Source organism: Microcoleus sp. AR_TQ3_B6, assembly GCF_036702785.1.
Classification (GTDB): domain Bacteria; phylum Cyanobacteriota; class Cyanobacteriia; order Cyanobacteriales; family Microcoleaceae; genus Microcoleus.
The window spans coordinates 1-25,269 of sequence record NZ_JAUBVJ010000057.1 but is presented as its reverse complement, the minus strand read 5'-3'; the positions used below and the strand labels follow the sequence as shown (position 1 = coordinate 25,269).

The window sequence follows — 25,269 nt, the reverse complement described above, 5'->3', positions numbered from 1 at the left end:
TTCTTGCTGAGTGGTCACAGGGGATTTTTATGGGAGGAAAACTATGAAAGCTTTATCTATTTTAGATGAAGTTGTTCGCGAATTAGAACAAGACGTCAATCTCTCGCGAATTAAAAAAATAATATTTTTTGCTTGTAAAGACTTTTGGGAAAACGATCCGGCCCAACTCGCCAGCGCAGATCTAGGAATTTTAATCGAAGAACTGTGCGCCAAATACAGCAAGTTAGAAGATATTGAAGCAGTTTTAAATAGTATAGTATCTAAGGTTAATAAAAAAACCGACTATGCTTTAGTAGCCGACCTCATAGTTTGTCAACTTAGCAGGCTGTATGAATATGAAGATTTCACCAAATTAGAAACAAACATATCTAGTTTTGGCGGTCAGGAAGCTCCCGCATTTGACGATCACTTTAGTTCGCAAGTATCCAGCAGCGAAGAAAGCACAAGAGACCCCGGGAATTTATTTGATGTCAGACAAAAGATTTTGCAGCAAACAAATCCCCTGAGGGCTAAAATCCTAATTTTTTCTAGTCTTTATCACGAGTTTACTTTTAGCGAGCGCGACTGGCTGTTGCTGAAAACTCAAGAACTTGACAATCTGCTGCGACAACTGTTTAATGTCTGCGGCAGCCTAGCCCAACTCGAATCTCATTTGTACACAACTGCTAGCAATCTCGACAACAGAGATGAAAACGACCAAGCTGCGAGCGTAATCATCCAAGCGATGAATCCTTGTTACGCAAAAATGCAACAGGAAGAACGCCATGAAACCGAATATTCGGCTACGGAAGATTGCGATCAGACACATTTAAACAACATGGTTTATGAACAGAGGGAGCTGGTTGACAGGCGCAGCGATTATTTGGAGGCAGGCGATATTACTCACTTCATTCAACCTGCTCCAGCTCACTATCATTATGACCCCCAGAATACTTACTTAGTGCCGGGGACGGCAGAAAATGTACAGTTTAAAGAACCCGAAACCAGCATCAATAATTCTGCTCTAGATTTCACAGAGGCACTGGAAGAAACATTCCCAGTTGCAGAAATGCAGACAAGTATTGACATTTTCGAGCCGACCGAGCCTGGTATTGTAAATATTAGCGATTCCATCAAACGCAAGTTGGGATTGGAAGAAGAAATGACAGCATTAGTCAGTCAAAGTGCTAACTCCGCAACGGCGCAAATAGAAAATATATTCACCGAGTTAGAAGGTGCTTTGAACGAAAAAATTTCTCCGGGAACTGCCGAGGAGCGTTTGTACTGGAAATATAAAAATCTCAGAGACTATGTAGGAAAAGTTCAGAATTTTACCGATAAATTAATGGAAATTTTGAGCGAATTGGAGTCAAAAGAAAGCGGAAAATATCCTTCTGAGACCCAGGAAAACATTGCCCAAAATATTTCAGAAACACCGCAGGAAAACTCTAGCCAGAAAACAAATCAGTATCAGCTTCTGGAAATGGCAAAACAAGGCAAACCAAGGGCGATCGCCCAATTGATCAATCAATTGCTACAGCCTAAGGGAATTGTGGCTACAGCGGGATATAAAGACGGTTGGCTCCACGTCATTCTGGAGTCGGCCGAAGTACCAAACCAACAGGCTACAGCTACATACATTCACAAAAAACTGGGTACTTTAAAATCAAAATATCTTACTCAGGTGAAAATTCACGGGCGACAGTTAGGCAGCAAAACAGTCTCTTGGACTCAAGAATTTGTGAATTAAACTCATTAAATGCCCCGACTCAAGTCTGGGGCTACACAAACTAAGTCCGCCTGCGCCAACTGAATTTAAGAAGTCTATAAATAGCACATTGTACTTAATTAACACAAAAAAAATATGAATTCCAGCGAAATATTAAGGCGATATACATCAGGAGAACTAGATTTTCAAGGTATGAATCTGAGAGGTGTATACCTGAGCGGTGCCGATTTAATTGGCGTCAATTTAAGCAGTGCTGACCTCTGGGGTGCAAACTTAGCGCTGTCTTACCTGAGCAGAATTAACCTTCAGCGCGCAAATTTAACTAATGCCAAGTTGTGCGGTGCTAACTTAAATCAGGCAAACTTGAGCGGAGCAAATTTGTCCGATGCAGACTTCCACGGAGCGACTTTGCAAGGTGCAGACTTTCGCAGAGCCAATATCTCTTTAGCAGTTTTTATCGATGCAAATTTGACCGGTGCAGATATGCGAGGTGCCAATTTGCAAGGTGCAGATTTGCGCGGTGCGTGCTTGCGGGGTGCAAATTTGCGCAAGGAACAGCGGATTTTTGAGGGTGCAAATTTGCGGGGTACAAATTTGCAAGGTGCCGATTTGCGGGGCGTCAATTTGAGCGGTGCAGATTTGACTAAAGCTAATCTCAGTCACGCGAATTTGACAGAAGCCTCTCTGGTGGAAGCAAATCTGACTCAGGCGAATTTGAGCGAAGCTATTTTAGATGGCATATTTTTGACAGAAGCAACTTTGGTAGAAACAAATTTTTCCTGGGCTGTAATGAGAAATGCTAAGTTAGAAAGAGCTGTGTTAATTGATGCTGAATTTGCGGGCGCTAACTTGCGGGGTGCATTTCTTCCTGATGTTAAGTTGAGCAATGCTAATTTAGTTATGGCTGACTTGAGTCGAGCTAATTTGGTGAGGGCTGATTTGAGTCGAGCTAATTTTAATCAGGCAAATTTGAGTGAAGCCGATCTGACAGATGCCTACCTGGCTAGAACAGATTTGCGCGAGGCAATTTTGCACGGCACAATTTTGATTAGGGCAGATTTGAGCACTGCTAATTTAGGGGGAGCTCAATTGCGCGGTACAATCATGCCAAATGGAGAAATGCACGGGTAATTCCTTGTAGTAGCAACTTAAATATCTCGGCAAAATAGTTAATTTAATAGTTAAGGCAATTTCGTATAATAAAAAAAAGAGGGCAATCCTGTGTTAGAGCCAGGAAAAATTTTACAAGAACGTTATCAATTGCAACAGCGTTTAGGACGCACAGCGGCCGGTCATCAAACTTGGCTAGCAGTAGATTTAGAGTCTCAAGAACAGGTGACGCTGAAAATGTTAGCTTTTAGCCCGGAAATGCAGTGGGAAGAACTCAAGCTTTTTGAGAGAGAAGCACAAGTTTTGCAGGCGCTAAATCATCCCCGCATTCCTTGCTATCGAGATTATTTTTCCCTGGAGCGGGAAGCCGGAGCAGGATTGCCTTGGTTTGGATTAGTGCAAGATTATATTCCGGGATTTTCACTTCAGGAATTATTAGAAAAGGGTCAGGATTTTTCCGAAAAAAAAGTACGAAAAATTGCCACTGAAGTGCTGGAAATTTTAATTTATTTGCATGAATTAAGCCCCCCAGTTTTGCACCGAGATATTAAGCCGAGTAATTTAATTTGGGGGGAAGATGGGCACGTTTATCTAGTAGATTTTGGTGCGGTACAAGCTCAAGCGGCGGTGACAGGCGTAACGTTTACAGTTGTAGGAACGAGTGGCTATGCACCCTTAGAACAGTTTTGGGGGCGGGCGGTTCCGGCTTCGGATTTGTATGCTTTGGGAGCTACTTTAATTCATTTGTTAACGGGGGTGACTCCTGCGGATTTGCCACAGAAAGATTCTCGGATTCAGTTTAGCGATCGCGCGAGTGTGAGTCCTAGTTTGGTAAGCTGGATTGAGAAGATGACGGAAATCGGGTTAGAAAAGCGTTTCAGCGAGGCTAGAGACGCTTTAGCAGCTTTGAAATCGGGAAACATACAAGGGGCTAATCTTCAAATTGAGACTGTTAGGAAAATTGCTAAACGGCCTCCTAGCCGCATTCAATTTAGCAAATCAGCGACGGAGTTAAACATTAAAATTCCGTCTACTTTAGTCAGAGAGCCTTTTTCAGTTGTTTTTAGAGGAATATTATTTCTACTGCTATTTTCGCCGATAATCTTAGTGTTTTTCTTCTTGGATTTGAGAGAGATTTTACTGAGTGGAATTCTAATTGTTCCCTTAGGATTATTTACGATAATAGGAAGTTTGTTAGTTCATAGTTTTGGCAATGGTAATAAAATTACATTTAACCGGAACTACTTTAAACTGGAACATCAGATATTTGGTTGGAGTTATTTCCAACAAACTGGGAAAATATCGGAAATTTTGGGTATTTTTATAAATACCCTGGGTATGAGCAGTAAAATCAGGATTAGTTCAGGTAACGATAGGAGAACTTACTTTTATGTTTTAGCAACTGGTTTGAAAGACGTTGAGGCGGCTTGGTTAGCGCAAGAAATTCAAGATTGGTTAGATTTAAGATAAGTAAATTTAGTAAAAAACTGATCTCGCTCAATGATGAGAATACCTGAGGCACTCAAATTAGATTATGGCAAATTATAGGATTGTTTTTTGGCTCAATACTTTAGCTGTCTTGCTGGTAGGGGTGGTAAGTTTGGTCTTAAATGGGTTTGGTTCTTCGGTAAAAGGGTTATTTTTTCCGCCTTGTCTTGCGACATATCCGGGGGCGGGTTTCTTTTTTCTGATGTTCCAAATGTTGTTTTATTTTTCTGTAATAGTGTGTGTTTTTAGCTTGGGTTTGCTAAGCACTACTCAACCGAATCGTCCTGAAAATCAGTTTATTTTAGGTTCAGGGATAGTTACGGGATTTTTCCTATTTAATGAAGTTTTTCGCACTCATGTTCACCTCGGACGCGCTGGCTTCCCTAAAGTTACAATAGTTATTATCTACGCTGTTACTGCGGCAGTTTATGGATTAACTTTTAGGAGGCAAATAAAATCAACGCCATACTTTTTGTTAGTAAGTGGCGTGGGTTTATTATTTTTAGCATTTTTTGCCGAAGCATTGCCCTGGCAAAATGAGGCAATTTTTAGCTTGGTTGAGGGTATCCCCAAGTTGTTAAGTGGGGTGAATATTGCGCTTTACTTTTGGTTTGTTTGTAAGGGTTTAATACTGCGATCGCTCAATTTTGATAACAAGACATCAAATCCAGAATTAAGTAAGTTTAATTAGATGGGGGCGGGTTTATGAGTTCGTTAGTTTTAGACATAGACAGTTGGTAAAACCCGCCCCTACATGATTGTACAATCGGTTAAAACAAAAAGTACCGCTGCGCCATTGGCAAAACAGTTGCCGGTTCGCAAGTTAACAATTCCCCATCCGCCCTCACTTCATAAGTTTCTGGATCGACTTCCATGTGTGGCAAATAATCGTTGAGTTTCATATCTCTTTTACTAATTTGCCGCGTTCCGGAAACTGCTACAGTTGGCTTTTGTAAACCAAGCTGTGCGGCAATATCTCGATCGCGCGCAGCTTGGGAAACGAACGTCAGACAAGTCGCCGCCATCGCACCGCCAAAACTGCCAAACATCGGCCTCATATGCACCGGTTGCGGCGTGGGAATGCTAGCGTTAGCATCTCCCATCTGCCCGTAGGCGATCGCCCCTCCTTTAATTACCATTTCCGGCTTCACCCCAAAAAAAGCCGATCGCCACAAACACAAATCCGCCAATTTCCCCTCTTCCACCGAACCCACATACTGACTAATTCCGTGAGTAATCGCCGGATTAATTGTATATTTCGCAATGTACCGCTTTACCCGAAAATTATCATTTCCCCCCCCGGTGGAACCGCCATCTTGCCCGTCAAAACCCCCTGTGGAACGGGCATCTTGCCCGTTCAAAATCCCCCTTTGAACCTTCATTTTATGAGCCGTTTGCCACGTCCGAATAATAACCTCTCCAACTCTTCCCATCGCCTGCGAGTCAGAAGAAATCATACTAAAAGCACCTAAATCGTGCAAAATATCCTCAGCAGCAATAGTTTCCCTTCTAATTCTCGACTCAGCAAAAGCCACATCTTCCGGAATACTTCGATCCAAATGGTGACACACCATCAACATATCTAAATGTTCTTCCAAAGTATTGACAGTGTAAGGGCGAGTCGGGTTAGTTGACGATGGCAAAACATTAGCTTGGCCGCAGACTTTAATAATATCCGGCGCGTGTCCGCCCCCTGCACCTTCAGTGTGGTAAGTGTGAATAGCGCGATTTTTAAAGGCGGCAATAGTAGCTTCCACAAATCCCGCTTCATTGAGAGTGTCGGTGTGAATTGCAACTTGCACGTCGTACTCGTCAGCGACACTCAAACAAGTGTCAATTGTTGCGGGCGTAGTTCCCCAATCTTCGTGGAGTTTCAAACCCATTGCACCGGCAAAAACTTGTTCGACTAATCCTTGAGGTTGACTGCTATTTCCTTTACCTAAAAATCCTAGATTTACCGGGAAAGCGTCCGCTGCTTGCAGCATTCTGTACATATGCCAAGGCCCGGGAGTGCAGGTGGTGGCGTTTGTACCCGTTGCAGGGCCTGTGCCGCCGCCGATCATGGTAGTGATGCCGGAGGCGATCGCCACTTCTATTTGTTGCGGGCAAATAAAGTGAATGTGAGAGTCAATTCCCCCAGCGGTGAGAATCATTCCTTCACCAGCAATTACTTCTGTACCGGGCCCGATAATAATATCTACCCTATCTTGAATGTAAGGATTTCCGGCTTTGCCAATTTTGTAAATTTTCCCGTCTTTAATCCCAACATCTGCTTTAACAATTCCCCACCAATCCAATATTAAAGCATTAGTAATTACCGTATCAACAGCGCCGTCAGCATTAGAAATAGGCGACTGTCCCATGCCGTCGCGAATGACTTTGCCGCCGCCAAACTTAACTTCATCACCGTAGGTTGTGAAGTCTTTTTCAACTTCTATAAATAATTCTGTATCGGCTAAACGCACGCGATCGCCCGTTGTCGGCCCGAAAGTGTCCGCGTAAGCGCGGCGATCCATTCTGTAACTCATTTTAATTAGCTCCTGACTTGATTTAATTTTGCCACAAACTGGTTCACCTGTTCTTCGGTTTTAAAGAATCCTTCAGCAATTGAACCAAAGAAATCATCTTGTCCTATTTCTTGGTAGTTAGGTAACAAATTAGCCAACTCTTCTACATCAATGTTTAAATAGTTTGAAAGTCTATCTATGTATACCTTAACTTTTAGACCATTCCTAGGCGTGCTTTCAGTTAACAAAAGATTTAAGATAAGTTTGCCATTTTGACTTCTTTCTCTCAATGCCAGACCTTTTGTTGTTGTATTTATCCAAAATATATCTGGTACAACTTCGTCATAAAGTAGTCTATACACTTTTCCAACTTCATTGCTATCTGCTATTTCAAGTAATTGTTCTATGGTCAAGTTGGGATTTTTTTTTGATATATTTACAGGTTTTATTTCAGCCTCGATAAACATTTTTCTTGCTAGTAACTCTCTACCGCTTGAGTCACGGAAATACTGGAATGTTGCGACATTGATTCTCACACCATAAGTTTCTGACAAGTATTTAATAATCCTTTCAGAAATACTATCTATCTGTGCAGCTACAATTATAATGTTGTGCTGATAATTCAAAATATCAGGGAATTCTGAGCTAAATTTATCACAGAAAGCATCTTCTAAGTTACTGCCATTTTTAGTCAGTAAATAAGAATTGGCAATTTCTGTAACTCTCTCCTTTGACAAATCCTTAACCCATGAGGCGTAATCCAAGGCTTGTGCTGTTACTTCTCTTGATGTTTTGTCCTTCTTTAACTCAACAATGACTAAATCTCCGTTCCTATCTATACATAAAAGGTCAAGTTTTCCACCATAATCAGTAATCACTTGCCGACCAATTACTAAGATATCATCTGCTAGGATGGAAATATCATTATCTAGCCAGGTTTCCAAACGAAATTCTAAGTCTAACTTAGATTCGGTAATTTCATTCAATTTATCCTTTGATATTTCCCACAATCTAATTTGATCTGACATATCGAATTATACTCCTACTAATTATTCTTTTTAAGTTCGGCAAAAAAGTCTCGTCCATCTAAAAATCTCATTCATCTAACATACCGTTCACTCTCCCATTAAAGCCGTAGACTTGACGACTACCAACAAACGGGACTAATTGCACTTCCCTTTCATCTCCCGGTTCAAATCTAACTGCTGTTCCCGCCGGAATATCCAAACGCATTCCTTTTGCTTGTTCTCGATTAAATTTTAAGGCTTCGTTTGCCTCATAAAAGTGATAGTGGGAACCGATTTGAATTGGTCTATCGCCCGTATTCCCTACCAGCAGCCGCACCGTTGGGCGATCGGCATTTAATTCTATTTCGCCTGCTGAAACAATCATTTCTCCCGGAATCATGTCTATCTCCTGCGAGTCTCTGCGGTTAAATATTTAACGAATCGGATCGTGCACTGTCACCAACTTAGTTCCGTCGGGAAAAGTCGCCTCAACTTGCACTTCATGCACCATTTCCGGTATCCCTTCCATCACATCTTCCCGCGTCAGGAGAGTTGTTCCGTAGCTCATTAAATCTGCGACGGTGAGGCCATCTCTTGCACCTTCTAAAATCGCGGCGGAAATATAGGCTAGTGCTTCTGGATAGTTTAATTTTAAACCTCTTTGTTTCCGGCGCTCTGCTAACAGGGCGGCGGTGAAAATCAGCAGCTTGTCTTTTTCTTGGGGGGTGAGTTGCATTTTTATTCTGGTAAGGGCGATCGCATTATTTGTGAGAGTTCAATTATCAGTGGCGGTAGCTTTTCAAAGCAATTTTTTTATCCTATCATACATTTGAAACTCAAAGATAATTTTATTTTATCCAAACTCTAGGCAAACAGCAAGGGCGTTCTGAAAAAGACAAGCGCAGCAAGTGCCAAATGCCGACAAACCACTCTCTAGCTGCAGCGGTGGATGAACCGCGATATCGGCACAGCAAACCGTTAGGGAGGCGAGTAACGCCGGTGGTTGAATTAACAGGATAAATTGTTGCCTCGCATTGCAAAGCACGCACTTTTTCCACTATTTCTGCTGTGACGGGTTCGCCTACCCAAGCGAGGGTAGCGACTACGGGTTTTCCTGCTAAGCCGTGAGGACTATCGAGCATTTTTTCGCCGCCTTTGAGCCATTGTCTGTCAATCCACAGAGGGGTGTTTTGCTGCCAAATTTCGGTGTGCGATCGCCATTCTCCAGACAAGAACTTTTCGCCTCTAGCAGTGCGTCCAAAGCGCGTAATTTCCCACAGCAAAATACTGGCTTGCGGCGCTAATTCTACGCGCAAATCTTGCCGATACATGGCGCCATCGAAAACGATTGTTTCCTGGGGCAGCCATTCTAAATTTGCGCCGGAATCTACTTGCATATCAATATTTTGTTGTGCTAACTGTCCGCTGCTGCGATAAATTTTACCAGCGGCGGCGGTGGTGATTAAAGCTTTGGCGTTTGCTTGGAGGTGGAAATTGAGCGAAAGTCGATCGCCCCCGACAACTCCCCCAGCCGTGTGTAAAATGACGCTGTGGCAAACCTCTTGCCCTTCAGGATAAAACGGACGCTGCACCTTGAGGGGCGCTTGCATTTGATTGTGAATGATTTGAGTTGCGCCACTGCGGTTGGCGTAAACTAAATTGAGGCGGCCGTGCCATCCATTTTCAACGTTATCTGTATGTTGTGCGATCGAACTTTCAGTCACAGATTTTTGAATTTAAAAACATTCACTATCAAAAACATAGCACGACTGCGGCGCAGCTCGGTTATTTTACAAATAATGATAATCGTTATCTAATATATTTTTGGGTTCTGCACTTATTAGTATAATAATTTACATTTATCAACTATCAGATCGGCGAAGATGCGCGTACCATGTAAAAATCAGTAACTAGAGGAGTGCAGAATATGCCTCAAGTTCTCTTCAAAGTTGACTTGACCAAACCGATGTCAGAACAGGAATTAGTCGGTCACAACCGCTGGCATCCAGATATTCCAGCAGTAGTTTCCGTCAATCCCGGAGATGTATTTCGCATCGAGTGCAAAGACTGGACAGACGGACAAATTAAAAATGACGACAGTCCCGACGATATTCGCGATGTAGACTTAACAGTAGTTCACGTTTTGAGCGGGCCAATTTACGTTAACGGCGCGCAGCCAGGAGATATTCTAGTAGTCGATATCCTCGACATCGGAGCTTTGCAAGGGGACGAATGGGGTTTTACGGGAATTTTTGCTAAAGAAAACGGCGGCGGTTTCTTGACCGAACATTTTCCGACTGCTGCTAAAGCAATTTGGGATTTTCAGGGGATTTATACCGCTTCCAGACATATACCAAAGGTCAGGTTTGCTGGGATTACTCATCCGGGTTTAATCGGCTGCGCTCCTTCTGTTGAATTGTTGAATAAATGGAACAAACGGGAAGCGGAATTAGTAGCAACAAATCCCGATCGAGTGCCGCCTTTAGCAGCACTGCCGAACCCCAAAAATGCTGTTTTGGGGTCGCTGCAAGGGGCAGAATTCGAGCGAGTGGCGGCCGAAGGGGCGCGCACTGTTCCTCCCCGCGAACACGGCGGCAATTGCGATATTAAAAACCTGTCCCGGGGTTCGAGAATTTACTTCCCGGTTTATGTCGAAGGCGCGAAACTTTCGATGGGAGATATTCACTTTTCTCAGGGAGACGGGGAGATTTCATTCTGCGGGGCAATTGAAATGTCGGGGTACATCGACCTCCACGTTGATATTATCAAAGGCGGCATGGATAAATACGCGATGGTCAACCCGATTTTCAAACCCGGGCCGGTTGAGCCCCGCTATTCTGAATACCTGGTGTTTGAAGGGATTTCTGTTGATGAATTTACTGGTCAGCAGTATTATATGGATGCTCACGTTGCTTATCGCCGAGCTTGTTTGAATGCGATCGAATACTTGAAAAAGTTTGGTTTTACCGGAGAACAAGCGTATTTGCTGTTAAGCTGTGCTCCGGTTGAAGGTCGCATCAGCGGCATTGTGGATATTCCCAATGCTTGCTGCACTATTGCTTTACCGACAGAAATTTTTGAGATGGATATTCTGCCCTCTTAATTACAGGATTTACGCACCGACTCTAGTTCTAGGGTGAGCAATGCACACCTTACCGTTACAAATAGTGTAAGAATTGCTTTCTTGCGTAAGTCCTAAATTAGTATGGCGGGCGCTGGCCTGGGCCTACTCCTTGCATCCAAATCTACCCTCAAAAATTGATATGCCTCTTTACGATTTTAAGTGTGAAACTTGCGGCATTTTTGATAAGTGGCGCTCTCTTGCAGAATCAGATACACCGGTGCTTTGCCCGAGTTGCGACACTCTTGCTAAACGCATCTTTTCGCCGCCGATGATTCTAACTGGAAAGCTGCGGTTGAAAGGTCAAGAAAACCGGGAACCGCAGGTAATTAAGCGTTCTGAGGAACCAAAACCGCAGGGGAATCGCGAACACCGAGGGGGACGGCCTTGGATGATCGGTCACTGATCCAGTCCAACAGTCAGGCAGGAGTTGAAACCCCTGCCTCGCAGCTCGCATTCGTCTAAAAAAGCAGCAAAAAAGGTTCAAAGCTCTCTCACAAAATTTTAACTATTTTGTACTTATTTTTTTGCTAATATCACATAATCATCAAGTGTATAATTTAAGTCATAGGGTAACTTAAAGTGCTGGCGGAAAAGTGGACTGATAAATTTCTGAACAGGTAAGTTTTCTCTAGCAAACTTTCCAAAGTTAGGATGGGATGTCCTGCTATTAGTTGAATGTAAATATTTATACCAAACTAAGTTTAAACCCAGCTCATCAACAAATTGTTGTACGACACTTAGCTCCTGTTGGCAATCATCAACTCGACGAACATTGTATGGTATCAGCAACTTCTTTTCTTGAATAATTAGCAAAGCGTAACCCGAATCATTCAGGCTGTTTGTAAATATATCCTTGTAAATCTGAAGGGATTTTTCTCTTCTCTCCTCATCGTTAAAAAAACAGTGAGAAATCACAATAAAATCAAAGAACTTTTTCGGCAGTCTTTGAGATTGGTTGTCGCTATCAAAGATACTAGAAGTATCAAACCGAAAGTAAGCATTCATCGCTTGGGGTTCCATGTACTGCCGCCAAAACTGGAGTCCGCGATATTGAAAAGCTTTTTGCTGTTCCAGAGAGTAGTAGGATATGTGCATTGGCGGCATTGAAAAAAAGTCGCGACTGCTTTGCAGCAACAAAGCTAGTCCGTAAGCAACTGTACCCGGCCCAGCCGCAATATCAAGGATATTGACTTTAGTTGGTAATAACCCTGCCTTGTAAATGAAAAACCAAGCTAGATATGTACAATAGACGTTTTCTAGGAAATACCTCATTAAATAGATGTGAGGACTGAGTTCAAAACTGTATTGCGGATCTTGCCCTTCTTTCAGTTTTTGTATATCGTCAATAGCTTGCTCTAGTAAAGAATTAACATTAGTTTTTTGACGGCTCAAGTTATTAAGCTCGTTTTTGATGAAGCCAGCCAAATGTTTTTCAAACTCATTAAATACTTTCTCATCAATACCAGTGCATTGAATCATACTTGCATCGCATTCTGTCATTTTGAAAGAATTTTTAATATATTCAATAAACTTGGTGTCGGGAAACAAGGTTAATCGATCGATCCGCGCCAGCGAATCGTCAAGTTGTCCGAAGCCCAGTTGCACTTCTAATTCTTCTAAACGCCGATCGCCTTCTTTGATGCGGTCATTTTTTTGCTGCAACAATTTTTCAAGCTGTAGGCGCTCTTTAAATAGCTTCTGCTGCCATGAGAGTTTTGCCCCGGAATTTTGTATTTCTTTTAACAGTTGTTTGGCAAGTCGATTATTTTGACTCTTAACGGCTTCGTTAAACTTTTGGGAACGCCACCAGTTAGCTAGCGGGTTATTCATAGCCAAATCCCTCTTTACCTTCCCTAATTTCAACCCCCGGGAGCATCGCTTTTAGTTTATTTTTAAAATTTTGATAACTCTGCTGTTCGCTGTTGTACCACCAAGCGTACTTTTGTTTAAGAGGTAATGCTTCTGAGCGCGTTGATGCTACTAGCGATCGTGCGTTGCTGGCATGAAAATCCTGAATCACCACCCGATCGGCAACTTCCAGCTTGTTAATAAAATCAGCTTCATCTTCCGGTAAGGTAGGGAGTAGCGGCGTTACAGTTATCGAAAATCTGACTTCGCAATTTTCTCGGTAAGGAAAGCTGTATCTCAGTTTTGCAATAGCTTTGAGTCTCGCAGGAATACTCGGCGATTTTGGTTCAAAATCTTTCCTCACTTTTTCGCTACCAGTGGGAATGCTCATGTTAACTCGCAACCGCTGAAATTGCTGTAAAATATCAACATCTCTAGTTATCATAGGACTGCGAGTTTGGATAACCAGCGTCGGTTGATAGGGAACCATCACTTCTAACAAGTGCCTAGTTAGTTGTTCTTTAGATTCAATTGGCTGATACGGATCGGTGACACTACTCATGTAAATGCTAGGCGGCCGATCTGGGTTTTTCTTATGCCAACTTTGCAACTCTCTCTTTAAGATTTCCGCTGCATTTTGCTTGATAATTACCCAATTTCCCCAATCCTGCCGCATCTGTGCATTCGGGCTAAAAGCAGCAGCATAACAATAGGTGCATCCGTACTGACAGCCGCGATAAGGATTCAGCGTGAAATCGTAAGCATTGATAAATCCAGTAGCTTTGTTAAGCACTGACTGTGCATTTTGTGCATACACTTTTGCACTTCCAAAGTTTTCTTGGAGTAAAACGGTGTGTTTTCCGGCGGAATATCCCTCATACTGAGAATTTACCATGATTGAACCTGCTACCGTATTAAAATGGCAAACGTTTAGGAATGAGAAAGGCGAGGCCGCTTCGATCTTACTACTTCACTGTACTGCACTCAATAAATTTTAACAAAACAGTGGGGAATTACTCTACTTTACAATAAGTTTTTTGAAGAACCAACAAGTCAGCTCTTTAAACTCCACGCTCAACTCGATCGACAAGTAATGCCACCTTACGGATTTATTGACAGCGACGATATTTTAGCAAAAGTGCTAGAATTAAACCTAGAACTGGCAGAAAAAGAAAAGCGGGGAGAACCATTAGTTGGGCTTGGTGTCCCAATTTACTACAAATACTAATAGCTGTATCATAAGTTTGGTAAATCTGCGTATAATCACATAGAGTGTTGATATAGATCACAAACCCTCTAGTCTAAAAACAGAGATACTAGGGGAAGCGTTGAGCTGTGAGTTGTGAGTTGTGAGTTAAAGATTTCAAAAGTCAAAATTAAACACTCAAAACTGCTTGCTGCCTTCATCATAAGTGCCTTCTGCTTTTCTTCGCTCAATTACTTCTGGTTCGTTTGGGAGGAACTTCTAATGTTATTATTTAACAACACTCAGCCCCAAGATAGCAAACTAGAGCAATAGCACTCTGCTAAAAAAACCTTGTTACAACATTCAACCATTAATCTAAGCTGGCTAAAAGGACGATTCAACCATTTGCGGATCGGCCAAAAAATTAGCTACGGTTATGCTTTAGCTATCGGCATAGCAATTTTGGGAACTGCTGCGGGACAGAGATTGGGAGACTACTTTCGCAAGCAAGCTTTAGTTCAGGTAAATGTTGCCCAACAGCAGCAGCAAATGCTGCAAAATTTGCAAAATACCCTATTTGAAGCCCGATCGCACGCGGCGAGATTGCCGACCGTTTTGGGAAACACTGTGTCGGTGCAATACGAGTACGATCGGTTTTTATGGAAAATCAATCAGGCGAAAATCCTGATTTCAGAAAGTCAATCTTTCGCACGACAAAATCCCGATAAGCTAGCAACAGAAGAGGCTGAGTTCCAGGCTATATTGAATAAATCTGCCCGGGTCATTGATTACTACGGTCAGCTAATTAATTTGCAGTTAAAAGAAGCAGAAGTTGGGAATTTGCAGCCAAACAGCCTCGAGTCCGCACAGCTACAAATGTTGAGGACTAACAGCGGTCAAGAGGCGATCGTACTAGATAACCTTGCTCAGAGTTTAACCGAGCTAATTTCTGCAGTAGAAATTCATAAGCAGCAAGGGGCCCAAGCATTAGAAGAAGCTGAAGGTTTGCGTAACCGAATTATTCTCGGGAGTATGGTAATTTCAGCACTGATCGCCGTCACACTGGCGGACAAAACCAGCCGCGCGATCGCCCAACCCCTCGAAACCGTCACTAATGTGGCTCAGCAAGTCGCTCGCGAATCGAATTTTAACCTGCAAGTACCAGTCACAACCCAAGACGAAATCGGAGTTTTAGCGGTCTCTTTCAATCAATTGATTCAGCGAGTTAGCGAGTATACACAAGAACTCAAACACACTCAATCCCAATTAATCCAGACCGAAAAAATGTCGTCTCTCGGTCAAATGGTTGCAGGGATAGCCCACGAAATCAACAATCCCGTCAACTTCATCGGCGGCAACATTGACTATGCCAACCAATATATCCAAGATTTGGCAGATCTGGTAACTCTCTATCAAGAATATTATCCAAACCCACCAGATGCAATTATACAACACATCGAAGACATTGAACTCGAATTTCTCATAGAAGATTTGCCAAAAACCCTGTCTTCGATGAAAATGGGAGCCGAGCGCATTCATGAAATTGTCGTATCCATGCGCAATTTTTCGCGTTCGGACGACGGAAATATGAAATCAGCCGACATTCACGAAGGAATAGACAGCACCCTCGTAATTCTCAATCACCGGCTCAAACAAGGTATTCAAGTTATTAAACAATACGGCAAGTTGCCTGGGGTTGAGTGCTCTCCAGCGCAACTAAATCAAGTATTTATGAACGTGATAAGCAATGCAATAGATGCGTTGGAGGAGGTAAAAAAGGGAGACAAAGGGTATTCGCCAACCATTTGGATTAGCACGGAAGTTACGGCAGACAATACTGTCACCGTCAAGATTCGGGATAACGGGCCGGGAATTGCACCAAGCTATGCCCAACAGATATTTGATCCATTTTTTACTACAAAGTCGATCGGCAAAGGCACTGGATTGGGGTTGGCTATTTCCTATCAAATCGTTGCCAAGCATCACGGCAAAATTGAGGTAAACTCTCAAATAGGACAGGGCACGGAATTTGTGATTACTTTGCCAGTTGCTGCGTAATATCGCGCGGGGCGACTTCGTTTTTGTTTGCCTGGAGTCAAGGTCGTGAAGTCTCGATTAGGGCGGGTTTACAGGATCTATAACTTATAGCGGTTGTCGGAAAGATGAAGTATTCACGAATTAATTAACAATTCCCCAATCAATACTTCGGACAGTTTTAGATCGAGTCGAGTCTCCGAAACCCTTACTGGCTATATAGTGGGCTATTTTTTCAAGATTTAAGTCCAGCCCTAAGTTTCCTAAAATGCGTTAAAAATGGCAGGGCTTCCTCGCCCTCGGCTTACAGGAGCGTTAAAAAACTGTCCGAACTATTGCCAATCCCCCAATCTAAAATCTAAAATCTAAAATCTAAAATCTAAACTTGTACCTCATCTTTCTGAGAAAGGCTATATATAGCGCCTACCTATTTAGTCTCCTCAAAACGCTCGCGCCCAATATGCACCTGCCACTCCACTACTCTGGTAGATTCTGCTAACATACCATCCCGCGCACGGGGGCTGCTGTTAACAATTGTTTGAGCCTCTTCCACACTTTCTGCCTGAATCACCCAAAGCCCGGTTCCATCATGGGGAAAAAACGGGCCACAGCACAGTAGTATTCGTTTCTCCTGTTGCTCGCGAAACCAAGCTAGCTGATTTGGGTCGTGTTCTGGGTGAGCGTTTTTGTAGTCGTAATACTCTGGAATGGTTGCTACAACAACGGCAAAAAGTTTAGACATAATGCTTTTCAAAACTGACCAAGTTCAAATCAAAGATAGCATAATGCTCTAATCACTGTTGACCGCACCCGTAATCTTGCCATTTTTGAGTAAGTGATTGAAGCGGAGCCTATGCAATAGCCTAAGTCTTTCTTTCACTGACGCACAACAAGATAGCAGCGTGTCTTTTGAGAACTTGAATCAGTTGTATTCATCGCTTTCCACAGATTCTCAGTAGAAACCCATACAGGGGGATATTTATAACTGGCTACGTCTTCAATCAGAAATCTATCGCTTTGCTCGTGATAGGCGGCGAGGGGAGAAATATGCCCACTTTTACTCTGACCCAAAACAGAACGTTGGTAGTTCACCGAAAAACGAGACGGAAGCCCCTGGCTTTAGACACGGGGAGGAAGTCGGCTGCGGTTTCAACCGCCTTCAATATTTCTTTACACAACTGATTGAAAGGTTGCATTAGAATTAGATTGCAAGTAAAACAACCATCTACGTGTTGAAACACTCTAGTATCGGAGAAATCCCGGCACAGTGAGCCACCACACTCCTTGAGGAGTAGTAAGCCTGTATAACTGACAAGTAATGGCAGAGTGTGAAGCGTACCTATCTGGCATTGTGATGGATTATGAAAGCAAACACAATTTAAAAGTAAGCGCAATTGCAATACCCTTTATACTGGTAGTTGTTTTGAGCGTATAGAGGTGCTTTGATAACGCCTTTGAGAGTTTTCGGATTCATTCAAAAATCCCCGTGGCTTCAGCCCTGGGGAGTATCAAGATTATATAGTCGCCTGAACGGGTAATTCTATAGTTGCTTAGTTAGCTGACAGCTTGTTGTGAGGGAACCCTGACTTACCCCTAGAAGTGAAGTATTTTGCGGGGAAGGACTGACTGCGGTTTCTTGACCGCAGTCAAACCGTAGTCAGTTGATACTCAGTTGATACTCAGTTTGGTCATTCCGCAGTCAAATCGTAGTCAATTTCTAGTCAACTGGATCCCTCACCAACCCGAAAAATCAGCAATAAAAAACCTCAAACCGTTGATTTCTCGTGAGTTTGAGGTTTTTATAGATAGAAGCGGGCAGCGGGAATCGAACCCGCATAGTTAGCTTGGAAGGCTAAATGAAGACAATCTTGAACCGCTTGCCTGTACTGGCTTTTAGCGACTGCGACAGGGGGCTGTCAGGGAATTGTATTCATTCTGTATTCAAACGGGTATTATGGGGGTGTTGAGTTGACAGAATCTTATGGTCAATCTTCCACCTAGCAAAGCTAAAAAAGGTTCCGTAGTCGTTCAGACTAATCAGGGGCGGCTACGCTTGCAGATGCCCAGACATTTTTGCGGGGGCAAGCAAAAATTCCTGTACCTTAATCTGGCAGATACTCCTGAAAACTGGAAGCTGGCAGAAGCTAAAGCACAGTTGATTGAATCTGATATCAAGTTTGAGCGGTTTGACCCCACACTCAAAAAGTACAAAACCCAAACTCACTTGACCGTCGTTGAGACTATCAAACCTAAGCCAGAACTGACGCTGACTAAATTGTTTGAGAGATACTTGGAGTTCAAGAAGCCCACACTCAAGACAACAACATTCAATTACATGGTGACGGGCATTCAGAGTTATATTGACCGCTGTCCTTACCAGCCTCTGTCAGAGGACAGTGCTTTGCAGGTACGCGCTTGGTTGTTGGAGGATACGACTAACAGCATGACAAAGCGGGTTTTAACCCATCTAAATGCAGCGGTTAAGTGGGGGATTAAGTTCAAGATTGTGAAGGGGTTAACTGCCTCCCCGTTTGAAGGGATGTCGGCAGAGTTGCCCAAGCACAACTGGGAAAGTGACCCTGAGCCTAATGCTTTTACGGCTCAAGAGAAAGAGTTGGTATTGGAGGCTTTCAAGAACCACAGAGGGACGTGGAACGGGAGGGGAGAAACGGGGCAAAAGTTTTGTTTTTACTACCCTATGGTGCAGTTCTGGCTGCTGACTGGATGCCGTCCCTCGGAAGCTGTGGGGTTGAGATGGTGTGATATTGATCCTGACTTTTCTCACATTGTGTTCAACGGGAGTATACAGCACCCAAGCGGTAGGGAGACAAGGGTTGACGGCAGTAAAAACAATAAGCGGCGCAAATTTCTTTGCAATCAAGAACTGGTTCGGTTGTTGAAGAGTATTAAGCCACAAAATTTAACCGACAAAGATAGGTTGGTTTTTCCCTCACCCGTTAAGGGCGGGGCGATTAACTACAACAATTTTACTAAGCAGGTATGGCATAAGTTGGTTGACCCGATTACTGAAAGCACCCGCCAACATCAACAGGATTGTAAGACAACTACGCCTTACTCTTGTCGGGATACTTTTATCAGCGAACAGGTAGGCAAAGGTGTACCGAGTGCGGTGGTGGCTAAGTGGTGCGATACGTCGGAAAAAGTGATTAATGCTGTGTATTTAGATGGCAAAATTTTGGAGCATTTACGCCCGCTTTGATGCTGTTAATATGTTGATTCTACGGGCAACTTTGGCGAAACAAAACTTTACAGTACCTGTGTTGACAAGGAGCTGTAAGTCTGCAATCGTGAGTAACTAAGGAAGATTGATGCGCGACTGACTAGCGATTGGAGCCGCTAACCAAGTCACGACTTCCCCAACCGTTCAGAGACAACGTTTGGAGCTAAATAATCATGCCAGATTTAGAAACCCCTACGGAGGGGCGATCGCAATTCTTATTGACTTGCGATTCGGTTGATGTTGTTTTGATAGACCGCGAAACGCTCAGGCAGCTTAATAGAGCTTTGATAGAAGCGTTAGAAGGTTTCCAGGAATGTGAGCTGTGGCAAGAGTTTGTCTACACAGCTCAACGCTACCTACAAGAGAGTTCAGAGACTGCATACTGCCAGGTTGAAGAATTAGAGCGTCCTATCAATAGTGCCCTGCTCTTCCTTGAATCATGGGCGGAAAAATTTCCTGATGTACTGAGTCTTTCCACTCACACAATATCTGAGTCTCAAAAAGTTTTGTACTCGATACTGGCTTTAAGCGATATGGGGGGTGGGGATGATTAAACCTGCCGTCAGTTGCCGCCGGATTGACCGGCTCAGAGCGATCGCTTTTGACCGGGGCTTTACCAATGAAGACGCCAAACAGTTCGGAAAACTCAGCAAAACTGCTACGTGGGAAGCGCTGCTAGAACTCTACCTCGTTGACGGTGAATCGCTAGACACGCTGCTAAATACAACACTAGGCAATGTAGACACTGTAGACACGCTGCATTGGACTAATGATGGCTCATCCCCGGTGTGTAGTTTTAGCCGCCAAAATTCCACTTTTTTGGACTGGGTTGACTGGGGTCAACTCATCGCACTCGCACTCGCATCGGCGGGAGTGTTTTTGTTGGCAATGTCTATGTGGCGACAAATCAACCCTCTGAATTTATTTCCCCCAGTTCGCATCAACATTCAAATCGGAGCACAGAAATAATGGGAACAATGACCAGGCTATTTGGTGGCGACAGTAGTGACGCCATCAGCCATAAGAGCGAGAAATTAACCGCTCCGACCGATGCGAGCGTTATCACGCCCCTAAATTCCGGAAGCTTCGCGAGTATCCGCACTACACCAGTGTGCGAGGCTCCGCGCTACTTCAGCAAGGAAGAAGCAGACGCCATGAAAAAACTTGCCAAACAGAAAACTGAGGATGCAAGGCACGCCAAGAAAACCTACAAAGCAATGACCAAGATTGAAGAAGCCGATGCAAAAGTCCATAAATCACATCGGGCTTACGAGTCAAGCGTTGCCACTAACGAGCTAACGAAAAAGCGCGCGGACGTGAAACACGCCAAGACTTTGCAAGGGCTGCGCCCGGGCTACGCTCGCTTAGGAGTTGGACTGGAGAAGGCTGAAACTGATGCTGCTGCGCGGATTGAAGCCATCAAAACCAAGCTTTTGGGAGGCGCGGAGAAATGATAAAGGCGAGCGCACTCGGTAACAACTTCTTGCTGACTGCGATTGCCTCCAGCTTCCTTTGCTGGCTGGCTTCGCTGCACCCTTCTCTGCTGCTCTTTGTCCAGGCGCTTTTTGCCCTCAAACTCATCGTCAGCGCTACCGCTTGGCTCCTGGATGATGCAATTATCGCCATCCTGAAAATCGATTTGTTGCAATTCCGATTTCGGTTAATTGCCAGCACGATCGGCGCGCTTGTAGGTATGGGGGTGATGCTATGTCGCTCCTGAAAGTTTCGACTCTGACTATTTCTGGGCTGACGCTCTGGCTAGCCCCGCCGTTCATTTTCTCCCGCAAAATTCCCTTACACAATTTCATGCAAGGCGTCGCCCTGTTGTCTGGGTTTGCCTGTTGCTTCGAGGCGCGCCGATGCGCTCTCAAGGTAGCCAAAGAATTGGAATTCGAGGCAATGAAAGATGCTGCTGTTGCCGCTGATTTAGTCGATGAAATCAGTACATCGGTGTACGTGTCCGAACAGCAGCGACGAAAGGAAGCCGAGGCAATTATTGCAAGTTCCGAGACGGAAGTGGAAGCGGCGCGGGAAGCGCTGGAAGCTATATATACCAACGACTTACAGCCTGAAATTTCCGCTACCACTTCCGAAAACGATGCTAAGGAATTAGAACTTTGGTGGAAAGTGGAAGCAGCGCAAGTCGAGGGAAAAACTGCCACTTGGATTATCGAAAATCTTCTCGGCAAAAAAGGTCGAAAGTTTGCCGAAGGAAAAGTTCAACTTGCAGAACTGATGAAAAAATTTGGAGGCGCTTAAAATTATGCAAACCTTAACGCCAGAACTTCAGAAGCTCCTCACCCAGCTATCGCAGCATTTACAGTCGGAGCCTGAGAAAAATCCCCCACTTTTAGAAATTTGGGATTTATGGGTTCAGACTTTAGATTTAACAGTGGAAACGGCCGCAGACCATTACCACGTGACGCGTCGCCAAATTGTCAAAGCTGGCAACCCGCTCGTCGGTGATACGGATTGGTTTCTTGGAAATTCTCTAGCGCCACAAACCTACAATGCCCGACTTCGGTATTTAAAAAATATGGCTGCCTGGGCTGTTGCTGAAGGTTTGCTCAGTGCTAACCCTTGGCTGAAAATCAAATCGCGCAAAAAAACCAAGGAAATTATTAAGCCTTTTTCTCATAGTGAAACGGCCAGAATAATTTCTGGGTTTGAGGAACACTACCCGGCCTGGGTTCCGTTCGCCAAATTTCTGTTTCTCAGTGGTTGCCGGATGTCTGAGGCGATCGGGCTTCTTTGGAAGCACATCGACTTTGAGCGGGGGGAAATTTGCATTTGCGAATCTCTCTCTCGGCGGCCCGGGAAAAACTACGAGCGTGTCAGGAAATCCACCAAAACCGGAAGCGTCCGATTCCTCAAAATAAATTCCGAGCTAGCAAAACTCCTTGACCAGGTTTCGAGCGCGACAAAAAAATCTGAGGAGCTGGTTTTTAAGAATCCGACCGGGACAAATTCTATAGACTGTCACAACTTTCGGAAGCGCTGGACAAAAGTGCTGAGCGTCGCAAATATTCCATACCGTCGCCCGCACATTATTCGGCACAGTTTTGCATCTCACGCGATCGAGCAAGGAGTCCCGCTGACTGGGGTGGCTTACTTGCTTGGTCACTCAGACACGCGGATGGTTGCCCAAACCTACGGGCATTTGATTAACCGCCCGAGTTTGCCAAATATCCTATAAAACTTTACAGTCACTCGCTTGAGGGGTGGCTGTGTCAATCGTGCAGGAAAGTTTTTTCTGGAAACCTATAGGGTTTCCGGAAAAACTTTCCTTTCGGGAAAGACCTAACGAACTGTAACTAAAATAAGGAGTAATCACGATACGGTTTTATCATGCAAAAAAATTTTATTAAATCGATAGCACTAGCAATTGTACTTGCGTGCCACGGTTGCATCGAAGTCAACTCTAATTTACCTCAAACCGAAAAAAGTGCTTCTCCGCAGCAAGTTCAAACTCTCGAAGAGAAATATAAGAGAACTTGCTATGCCGATGCTTTAACTGAAAGTGAAGGACGAAAAATCACTGAAAAATCTAACACTTTGGAAACCGCAGCAGATAAGTTGGCAGCAGCGGGAAAGCACAAAGAAGCTATTCGCAAATACCACGAGGCTGGAGCGGCTGCATTAAATGAGACAATTGCAGATGGCACCGTAGAAGAGATGGAAAATTTTACGGGAGATGCGGAAGATTTTCGAGCAAAAAACCGTCCATTGATTCAGAGGACAGCAGAGCTTAATTTTAAGGTTGGTCAGAGTTACGCACAACTTGGAAAACTAGAATCCGCTCTTGACTGCTTCAATAGAACCTTAAAAGTTGGAATACTTCCACCTAATGACGCGATTACTTATCTAAATCGTGGGGATGTCTATGAACGTATGGGCTCTAAGGAAAAGGCTAAAGCTGATTTCCGGCAGGCCGCTAATCTTTTCAAAAAACACAAACTGGTTTCCTACCAAAAAGATGCTGAGAAACGGTTACAAAATTTAATTAAGGTTAATAAGTAATGCTTTATAGCGGAGTACGGTTGCAGTGTTTGTCAGTTGTTGTAAGTGTTCGTGGAAGACTTAAATGTTCCGTGATTGGAGCAAACACTTGCAGCCCTTTCTATATAAGGGTTGTAGACTTTGTATCATTTCTCGGAACATTTAAGTCTTCCGGAAGCGCGGGTAAGACTTCAGACCCCCTATTTTGAGCTCATTCAAACGAACGATTTTGCCAGTTCACGATTAAAATCAAGCAATGGATATATAGCCTTTCTCAAAAAGATGAGGTACAATAACAGCAGTGTGTAAACCAGTTAAAAATATTTGACGATGTAACTTGTCCGAACGCAAACTAAGAGTGCTTTTCCTAATTCTCGATAATTAGTAGTCTTGATAGAACGGAGAATAATTTTAAGTTTTGACCACAGATTTTCAAGGAGTGAAAAATCTGGTGAATAAGGTGATAAGTATATTAATTTTGCCCCTTTTTTTGCGATCGCTTTTTTCACTTCTTCTCCCAGATGAATGGGACAATTATCCATCACTACACAAGCACCTTTCCATAGTTTTGGCACAAGTTTTCTGACAATAAAAGCTTCAAAGGTAATTGCATCGGTTCCACCTATTAGATTAACCGATGTCAAGATTTCATTGACTGACATGGCTCCAATTATGGAGACATTTTTGCCACGCTTAGTTGGTTTGGGCCCCTTGGCTCTTTCACCTTTTAAAGCCCTAGCATATAACCTAACCATTGCCAAATTAACTCCCGATTCGTCAATGAATATTAAGTCTTTAAAACTCACCTCTTTAATTTTTTCCCAGAACTCACATCGCAGGATTTGAACTCGCTCAGTTCCTTTACCTGAAGGGAAGAGAGTTTTTTTTTACAGTAATGCCTAAGATTTTTATCATTCTTCCTATTGTTGATATACTAACGGAAAATCCAATTTTCCCATAAAGTAAATAACGGAGTTCTTCAAGAGTTGCATCATTATTTTCTTCAATCAATTGGGCCAAAATGAGTAGTTGCTCGGCATTAAGTTTGCCTTTGACTCCACATCGGTCAGTTCTCGGAGTGATGTTTTTTGTTTCACGATACTGTTTAAGCAATTTTTGTACAAAGCTCAAGGTCGAGCGAAAAACGCTTAGCTATTGCTTTTTGTGAAATGGGTTCAGCATGATAAGTATCAAGGATTTTTTGCCTAAAATCAATCGAATAAGCTTTCATTTTTAACAATGTATAAAGTTTGGTATAGCGCTACGCGCTATAGTTAGGACAAAAGTATGATAAGATGCAGTAAGAGTTAGTGGAAAATAGCCATGCCTGCACCTTATAGTTACGATTTACGCTCGAAAGCCGTTGCAGCCGTGAAAAGAGGAGAAAAAAAAGTACAAGTAAGTCATTTTTTTAAAATTAGTCGCAACACATTAGATCTCTGGCTGAAAAAAGAAAGAGAAACAGGAGACGTAAAGGCAAGCGAGCCTGTAGGAGTAGGAACTCGACCGAAAATTCAGGACTTAAAAAAATTTGAAGAATTTGTGAGAGAAAATCGTGACAAAACCCAAAAACAAATGGCCCAATTATGGGGTGATGGGGCGACTCAGCAGAATATTAGTTATGCTTGTAAAAAAGTGGGAATTACTCGAAAAAAAAACCTATGGCTATCAAGAAAGAGATGAAGAAAAAAGAGAAGAATTTAGAGAAAAGCTAGAAAAAATTGCTAATAACAGGAAAGTTTATGTAGATGAAGCTGGATTTGATAATAGAGAAGATTACCCCTATGGCTATAGCTTGAAAGGGGAAAGATGTCAAGCTCTTAGAGCTGGTAAAAGAACAGAAAGAGTAAGTTGGCTGGCGGCGTTAAAATCAGGAAAAATCTTGGCTCCTCTAACTTTTCAAGGCTCATGTAATAAAAGCTTATTTGAGACTTGGTTACAAGATTGTTTGTTACCAAAATTAGAACCAGGAGACATTATTATTATAGACAATGCCAGTTTTCATAAAGGGGAATAC

General features: G+C 43.3%; 27 protein-coding genes and 1 pseudogene. 18 read left to right on the top strand and 10 right to left on the bottom strand.

The features are described from left to right. Nucleotides 1–43: 43 nt before the first annotated feature. The 4 genes from QUB56_RS24055 to QUB56_RS24040 all read left to right on the top strand — a co-directional run bounded on the left by QUB56_RS24055 (nt 44) and on the right by QUB56_RS24040 (nt 4,997). Nucleotides 44–1,729 carry a hypothetical protein gene (locus QUB56_RS24055; protein ID WP_332958645.1) on the top strand — a complete coding sequence of 562 codons (1,686 nt, stop codon included), beginning with the start codon at nt 44–46 and terminating at the stop codon, nt 1,727–1,729. Between the two features lie 114 nt (nt 1,730–1,843). Beyond that, nucleotides 1,844–2,839, top strand: coding sequence for a pentapeptide repeat-containing protein (locus tag QUB56_RS24050; RefSeq protein ID WP_332958644.1), 996 nt, complete (start codon nt 1,844–1,846; stop codon nt 2,837–2,839). Between the two features lie 90 nt (nt 2,840–2,929). Next, nucleotides 2,930–4,288: a serine/threonine-protein kinase gene (locus QUB56_RS24045; RefSeq protein ID WP_332958643.1), complete on the top strand. Its 1,359-nt coding sequence runs from the start codon at nt 2,930–2,932 to the stop codon at nt 4,286–4,288. A gap of 64 nt (nt 4,289–4,352) precedes the next feature. Further along, nucleotides 4,353–4,997: a hypothetical protein gene (locus tag QUB56_RS24040; RefSeq protein WP_332958642.1), complete on the top strand. Its 645-nt coding sequence runs from the start codon at nt 4,353–4,355 to the stop codon at nt 4,995–4,997. Between the two features lie 79 nt (nt 4,998–5,076). On the opposite strand, the gene ureC is transcribed toward QUB56_RS24040, so the two are convergent. The 5 genes from ureC to QUB56_RS24015 form a co-directional block, all read right to left on the bottom strand. Continuing rightward, on the bottom strand, nt 5,077–6,834 hold the full coding sequence (gene ureC / locus QUB56_RS24035; protein WP_332958641.1) for an urease subunit alpha: 1,758 nt from the start codon (nt 6,832–6,834) through the stop codon (nt 5,077–5,079). A 5-nt stretch (nt 6,835–6,839) separates the two neighbouring features. Further along, nucleotides 6,840–7,841, bottom strand: a complete 1,002-nt coding sequence (locus tag QUB56_RS24030; protein WP_332958640.1) for a DUF91 domain-containing protein — start codon at nt 7,839–7,841, stop codon at nt 6,840–6,842. A gap of 67 nt (nt 7,842–7,908) precedes the next feature. Beyond that, on the bottom strand, nt 7,909–8,220 hold the full coding sequence (locus QUB56_RS24025; protein ID WP_332958639.1) for an urease subunit beta: 312 nt from the start codon (nt 8,218–8,220) through the stop codon (nt 7,909–7,911). 33 nt (nt 8,221–8,253) lie between these two features. Continuing rightward, complete coding sequence (ureA, locus tag QUB56_RS24020; protein ID WP_293255018.1) at nt 8,254–8,556, bottom strand: urease subunit gamma; 303 nt, start codon at nt 8,554–8,556, stop codon at nt 8,254–8,256. Between the two features lie 112 nt (nt 8,557–8,668). Beyond that, complete coding sequence (locus tag QUB56_RS24015) at nt 8,669–9,544, bottom strand: urease accessory protein UreD (protein WP_332958638.1); 876 nt, start codon at nt 9,542–9,544, stop codon at nt 8,669–8,671. Between the two features lie 203 nt (nt 9,545–9,747). Here QUB56_RS24015 and fmdA point away from each other — a divergent pair, with 203 nt between their 5' ends. Both fmdA and QUB56_RS24005 read left to right on the top strand, forming a co-directional pair. Next, the gene (gene fmdA / locus QUB56_RS24010; RefSeq protein ID WP_332958636.1) at nt 9,748–10,923 is read left to right on the top strand and encodes a formamidase; all 1,176 of its coding nucleotides are present in this window, start codon (nt 9,748–9,750) and stop codon (nt 10,921–10,923) included. 160 nt (nt 10,924–11,083) lie between these two features. Continuing rightward, a complete protein-coding gene (locus tag QUB56_RS24005) occupies nt 11,084–11,347 on the top strand; it encodes a zinc ribbon domain-containing protein (protein WP_332958634.1) in 264 nt (87 codons plus the stop codon). Between the two features lie 113 nt (nt 11,348–11,460). Here the strand turns inward: QUB56_RS24005 and QUB56_RS24000 are convergent, their stop codons facing one another. Both QUB56_RS24000 and QUB56_RS23995 read right to left on the bottom strand, forming a co-directional pair. After that, a complete protein-coding gene (locus QUB56_RS24000; RefSeq protein ID WP_332958633.1) occupies nt 11,461–12,774 on the bottom strand; it encodes a photosystem II assembly protein in 1,314 nt (437 codons plus the stop codon). Then, nucleotides 12,767–13,687, bottom strand: coding sequence for a radical SAM protein (locus QUB56_RS23995; protein ID WP_332958632.1), 921 nt, complete (start codon nt 13,685–13,687; stop codon nt 12,767–12,769). The genes QUB56_RS24000 and QUB56_RS23995 overlap by 8 nt, the downstream gene beginning before the upstream one ends. Before the next feature lie 198 nt (nt 13,688–13,885). Between QUB56_RS23995 and QUB56_RS23990 the strand changes: the two genes are divergently transcribed. Both QUB56_RS23990 and QUB56_RS23985 read left to right on the top strand, forming a co-directional pair. Further along, a complete protein-coding gene (locus tag QUB56_RS23990; RefSeq protein WP_332958631.1) occupies nt 13,886–14,020 on the top strand; it encodes a hypothetical protein in 135 nt (44 codons plus the stop codon). A 309-nt stretch (nt 14,021–14,329) separates the two neighbouring features. Beyond that, nucleotides 14,330–16,036, top strand: coding sequence for an ATP-binding protein (locus QUB56_RS23985; RefSeq protein ID WP_332958630.1), 1,707 nt, complete (start codon nt 14,330–14,332; stop codon nt 16,034–16,036). A gap of 403 nt (nt 16,037–16,439) precedes the next feature. Here QUB56_RS23985 and QUB56_RS23980 read toward each other — a convergent pair whose 3' ends face one another. Both QUB56_RS23980 and QUB56_RS23975 read right to left on the bottom strand, forming a co-directional pair. Further along, entirely contained in the window at nt 16,440–16,754 is a 315-nt protein-coding gene (locus QUB56_RS23980; RefSeq protein ID WP_332958629.1) for a YciI family protein, read from the bottom strand. Between the two features lie 134 nt (nt 16,755–16,888). After that, the gene (locus QUB56_RS23975) at nt 16,889–17,104 is read right to left on the bottom strand and encodes a phytochelatin synthase family protein (protein WP_332958628.1); all 216 of its coding nucleotides are present in this window, start codon (nt 17,102–17,104) and stop codon (nt 16,889–16,891) included. 889 nt (nt 17,105–17,993) lie between these two features. Between QUB56_RS23975 and QUB56_RS23970 the strand changes: the two genes are divergently transcribed. The 8 genes from QUB56_RS23970 to QUB56_RS23935 all read left to right on the top strand — a co-directional run bounded on the left by QUB56_RS23970 (nt 17,994) and on the right by QUB56_RS23935 (nt 23,273). After that, nucleotides 17,994–19,232, top strand: coding sequence for a tyrosine-type recombinase/integrase (locus QUB56_RS23970; protein WP_332958626.1), 1,239 nt, complete (start codon nt 17,994–17,996; stop codon nt 19,230–19,232). Between the two features lie 194 nt (nt 19,233–19,426). Continuing rightward, nucleotides 19,427–19,807, top strand: coding sequence for a hypothetical protein (locus QUB56_RS23965; RefSeq protein WP_332958625.1), 381 nt, complete (start codon nt 19,427–19,429; stop codon nt 19,805–19,807). Then, a complete protein-coding gene (locus QUB56_RS23960; protein WP_332958624.1) occupies nt 19,800–20,222 on the top strand; it encodes a hypothetical protein in 423 nt (140 codons plus the stop codon). The genes QUB56_RS23965 and QUB56_RS23960 overlap by 8 nt, the downstream gene beginning before the upstream one ends. After that, nucleotides 20,222–20,707, top strand: coding sequence for a hypothetical protein (locus QUB56_RS23955; protein ID WP_332958623.1), 486 nt, complete (start codon nt 20,222–20,224; stop codon nt 20,705–20,707). Before QUB56_RS23960 ends, QUB56_RS23955 begins: the two co-directional genes overlap by 1 nt. Then, nucleotides 20,704–20,973, top strand: coding sequence for a hypothetical protein (locus QUB56_RS23950; RefSeq protein WP_332958622.1), 270 nt, complete (start codon nt 20,704–20,706; stop codon nt 20,971–20,973). Before QUB56_RS23955 ends, QUB56_RS23950 begins: the two co-directional genes overlap by 4 nt. Next, complete coding sequence (locus tag QUB56_RS23945) at nt 20,961–21,512, top strand: hypothetical protein (protein ID WP_332958621.1); 552 nt, start codon at nt 20,961–20,963, stop codon at nt 21,510–21,512. The genes QUB56_RS23950 and QUB56_RS23945 overlap by 13 nt, the downstream gene beginning before the upstream one ends. Nucleotides 21,513–21,516: 4 nt before the next feature. Continuing rightward, on the top strand, nt 21,517–22,449 hold the full coding sequence (locus QUB56_RS23940; RefSeq protein ID WP_332958620.1) for a site-specific integrase: 933 nt from the start codon (nt 21,517–21,519) through the stop codon (nt 22,447–22,449). Between the two features lie 152 nt (nt 22,450–22,601). Beyond that, nucleotides 22,602–23,273, top strand: coding sequence for a tetratricopeptide repeat protein (locus QUB56_RS23935; RefSeq protein WP_332958619.1), 672 nt, complete (start codon nt 22,602–22,604; stop codon nt 23,271–23,273). 253 nt (nt 23,274–23,526) lie between these two features. Here QUB56_RS23935 and QUB56_RS23930 read toward each other — a convergent pair. Then, nucleotides 23,527–24,483, bottom strand: a pseudogene (locus QUB56_RS23930) (IS630 family transposase). A 92-nt stretch (nt 24,484–24,575) separates the two neighbouring features. Here QUB56_RS23930 and QUB56_RS23925 point away from each other — a divergent pair. Both QUB56_RS23925 and QUB56_RS23920 read left to right on the top strand, forming a co-directional pair. Then, nucleotides 24,576–24,935: an IS630 transposase-related protein gene (locus QUB56_RS23925; protein ID WP_332958618.1), complete on the top strand. Its 360-nt coding sequence runs from the start codon at nt 24,576–24,578 to the stop codon at nt 24,933–24,935. Beyond that, nucleotides 24,874–25,269, top strand: a 396-nt coding sequence (locus QUB56_RS23920; protein ID WP_332958617.1) for a transposase, incomplete at its 3' end; no start/stop codon positions are given. The genes QUB56_RS23925 and QUB56_RS23920, both read left to right, overlap by 62 nt.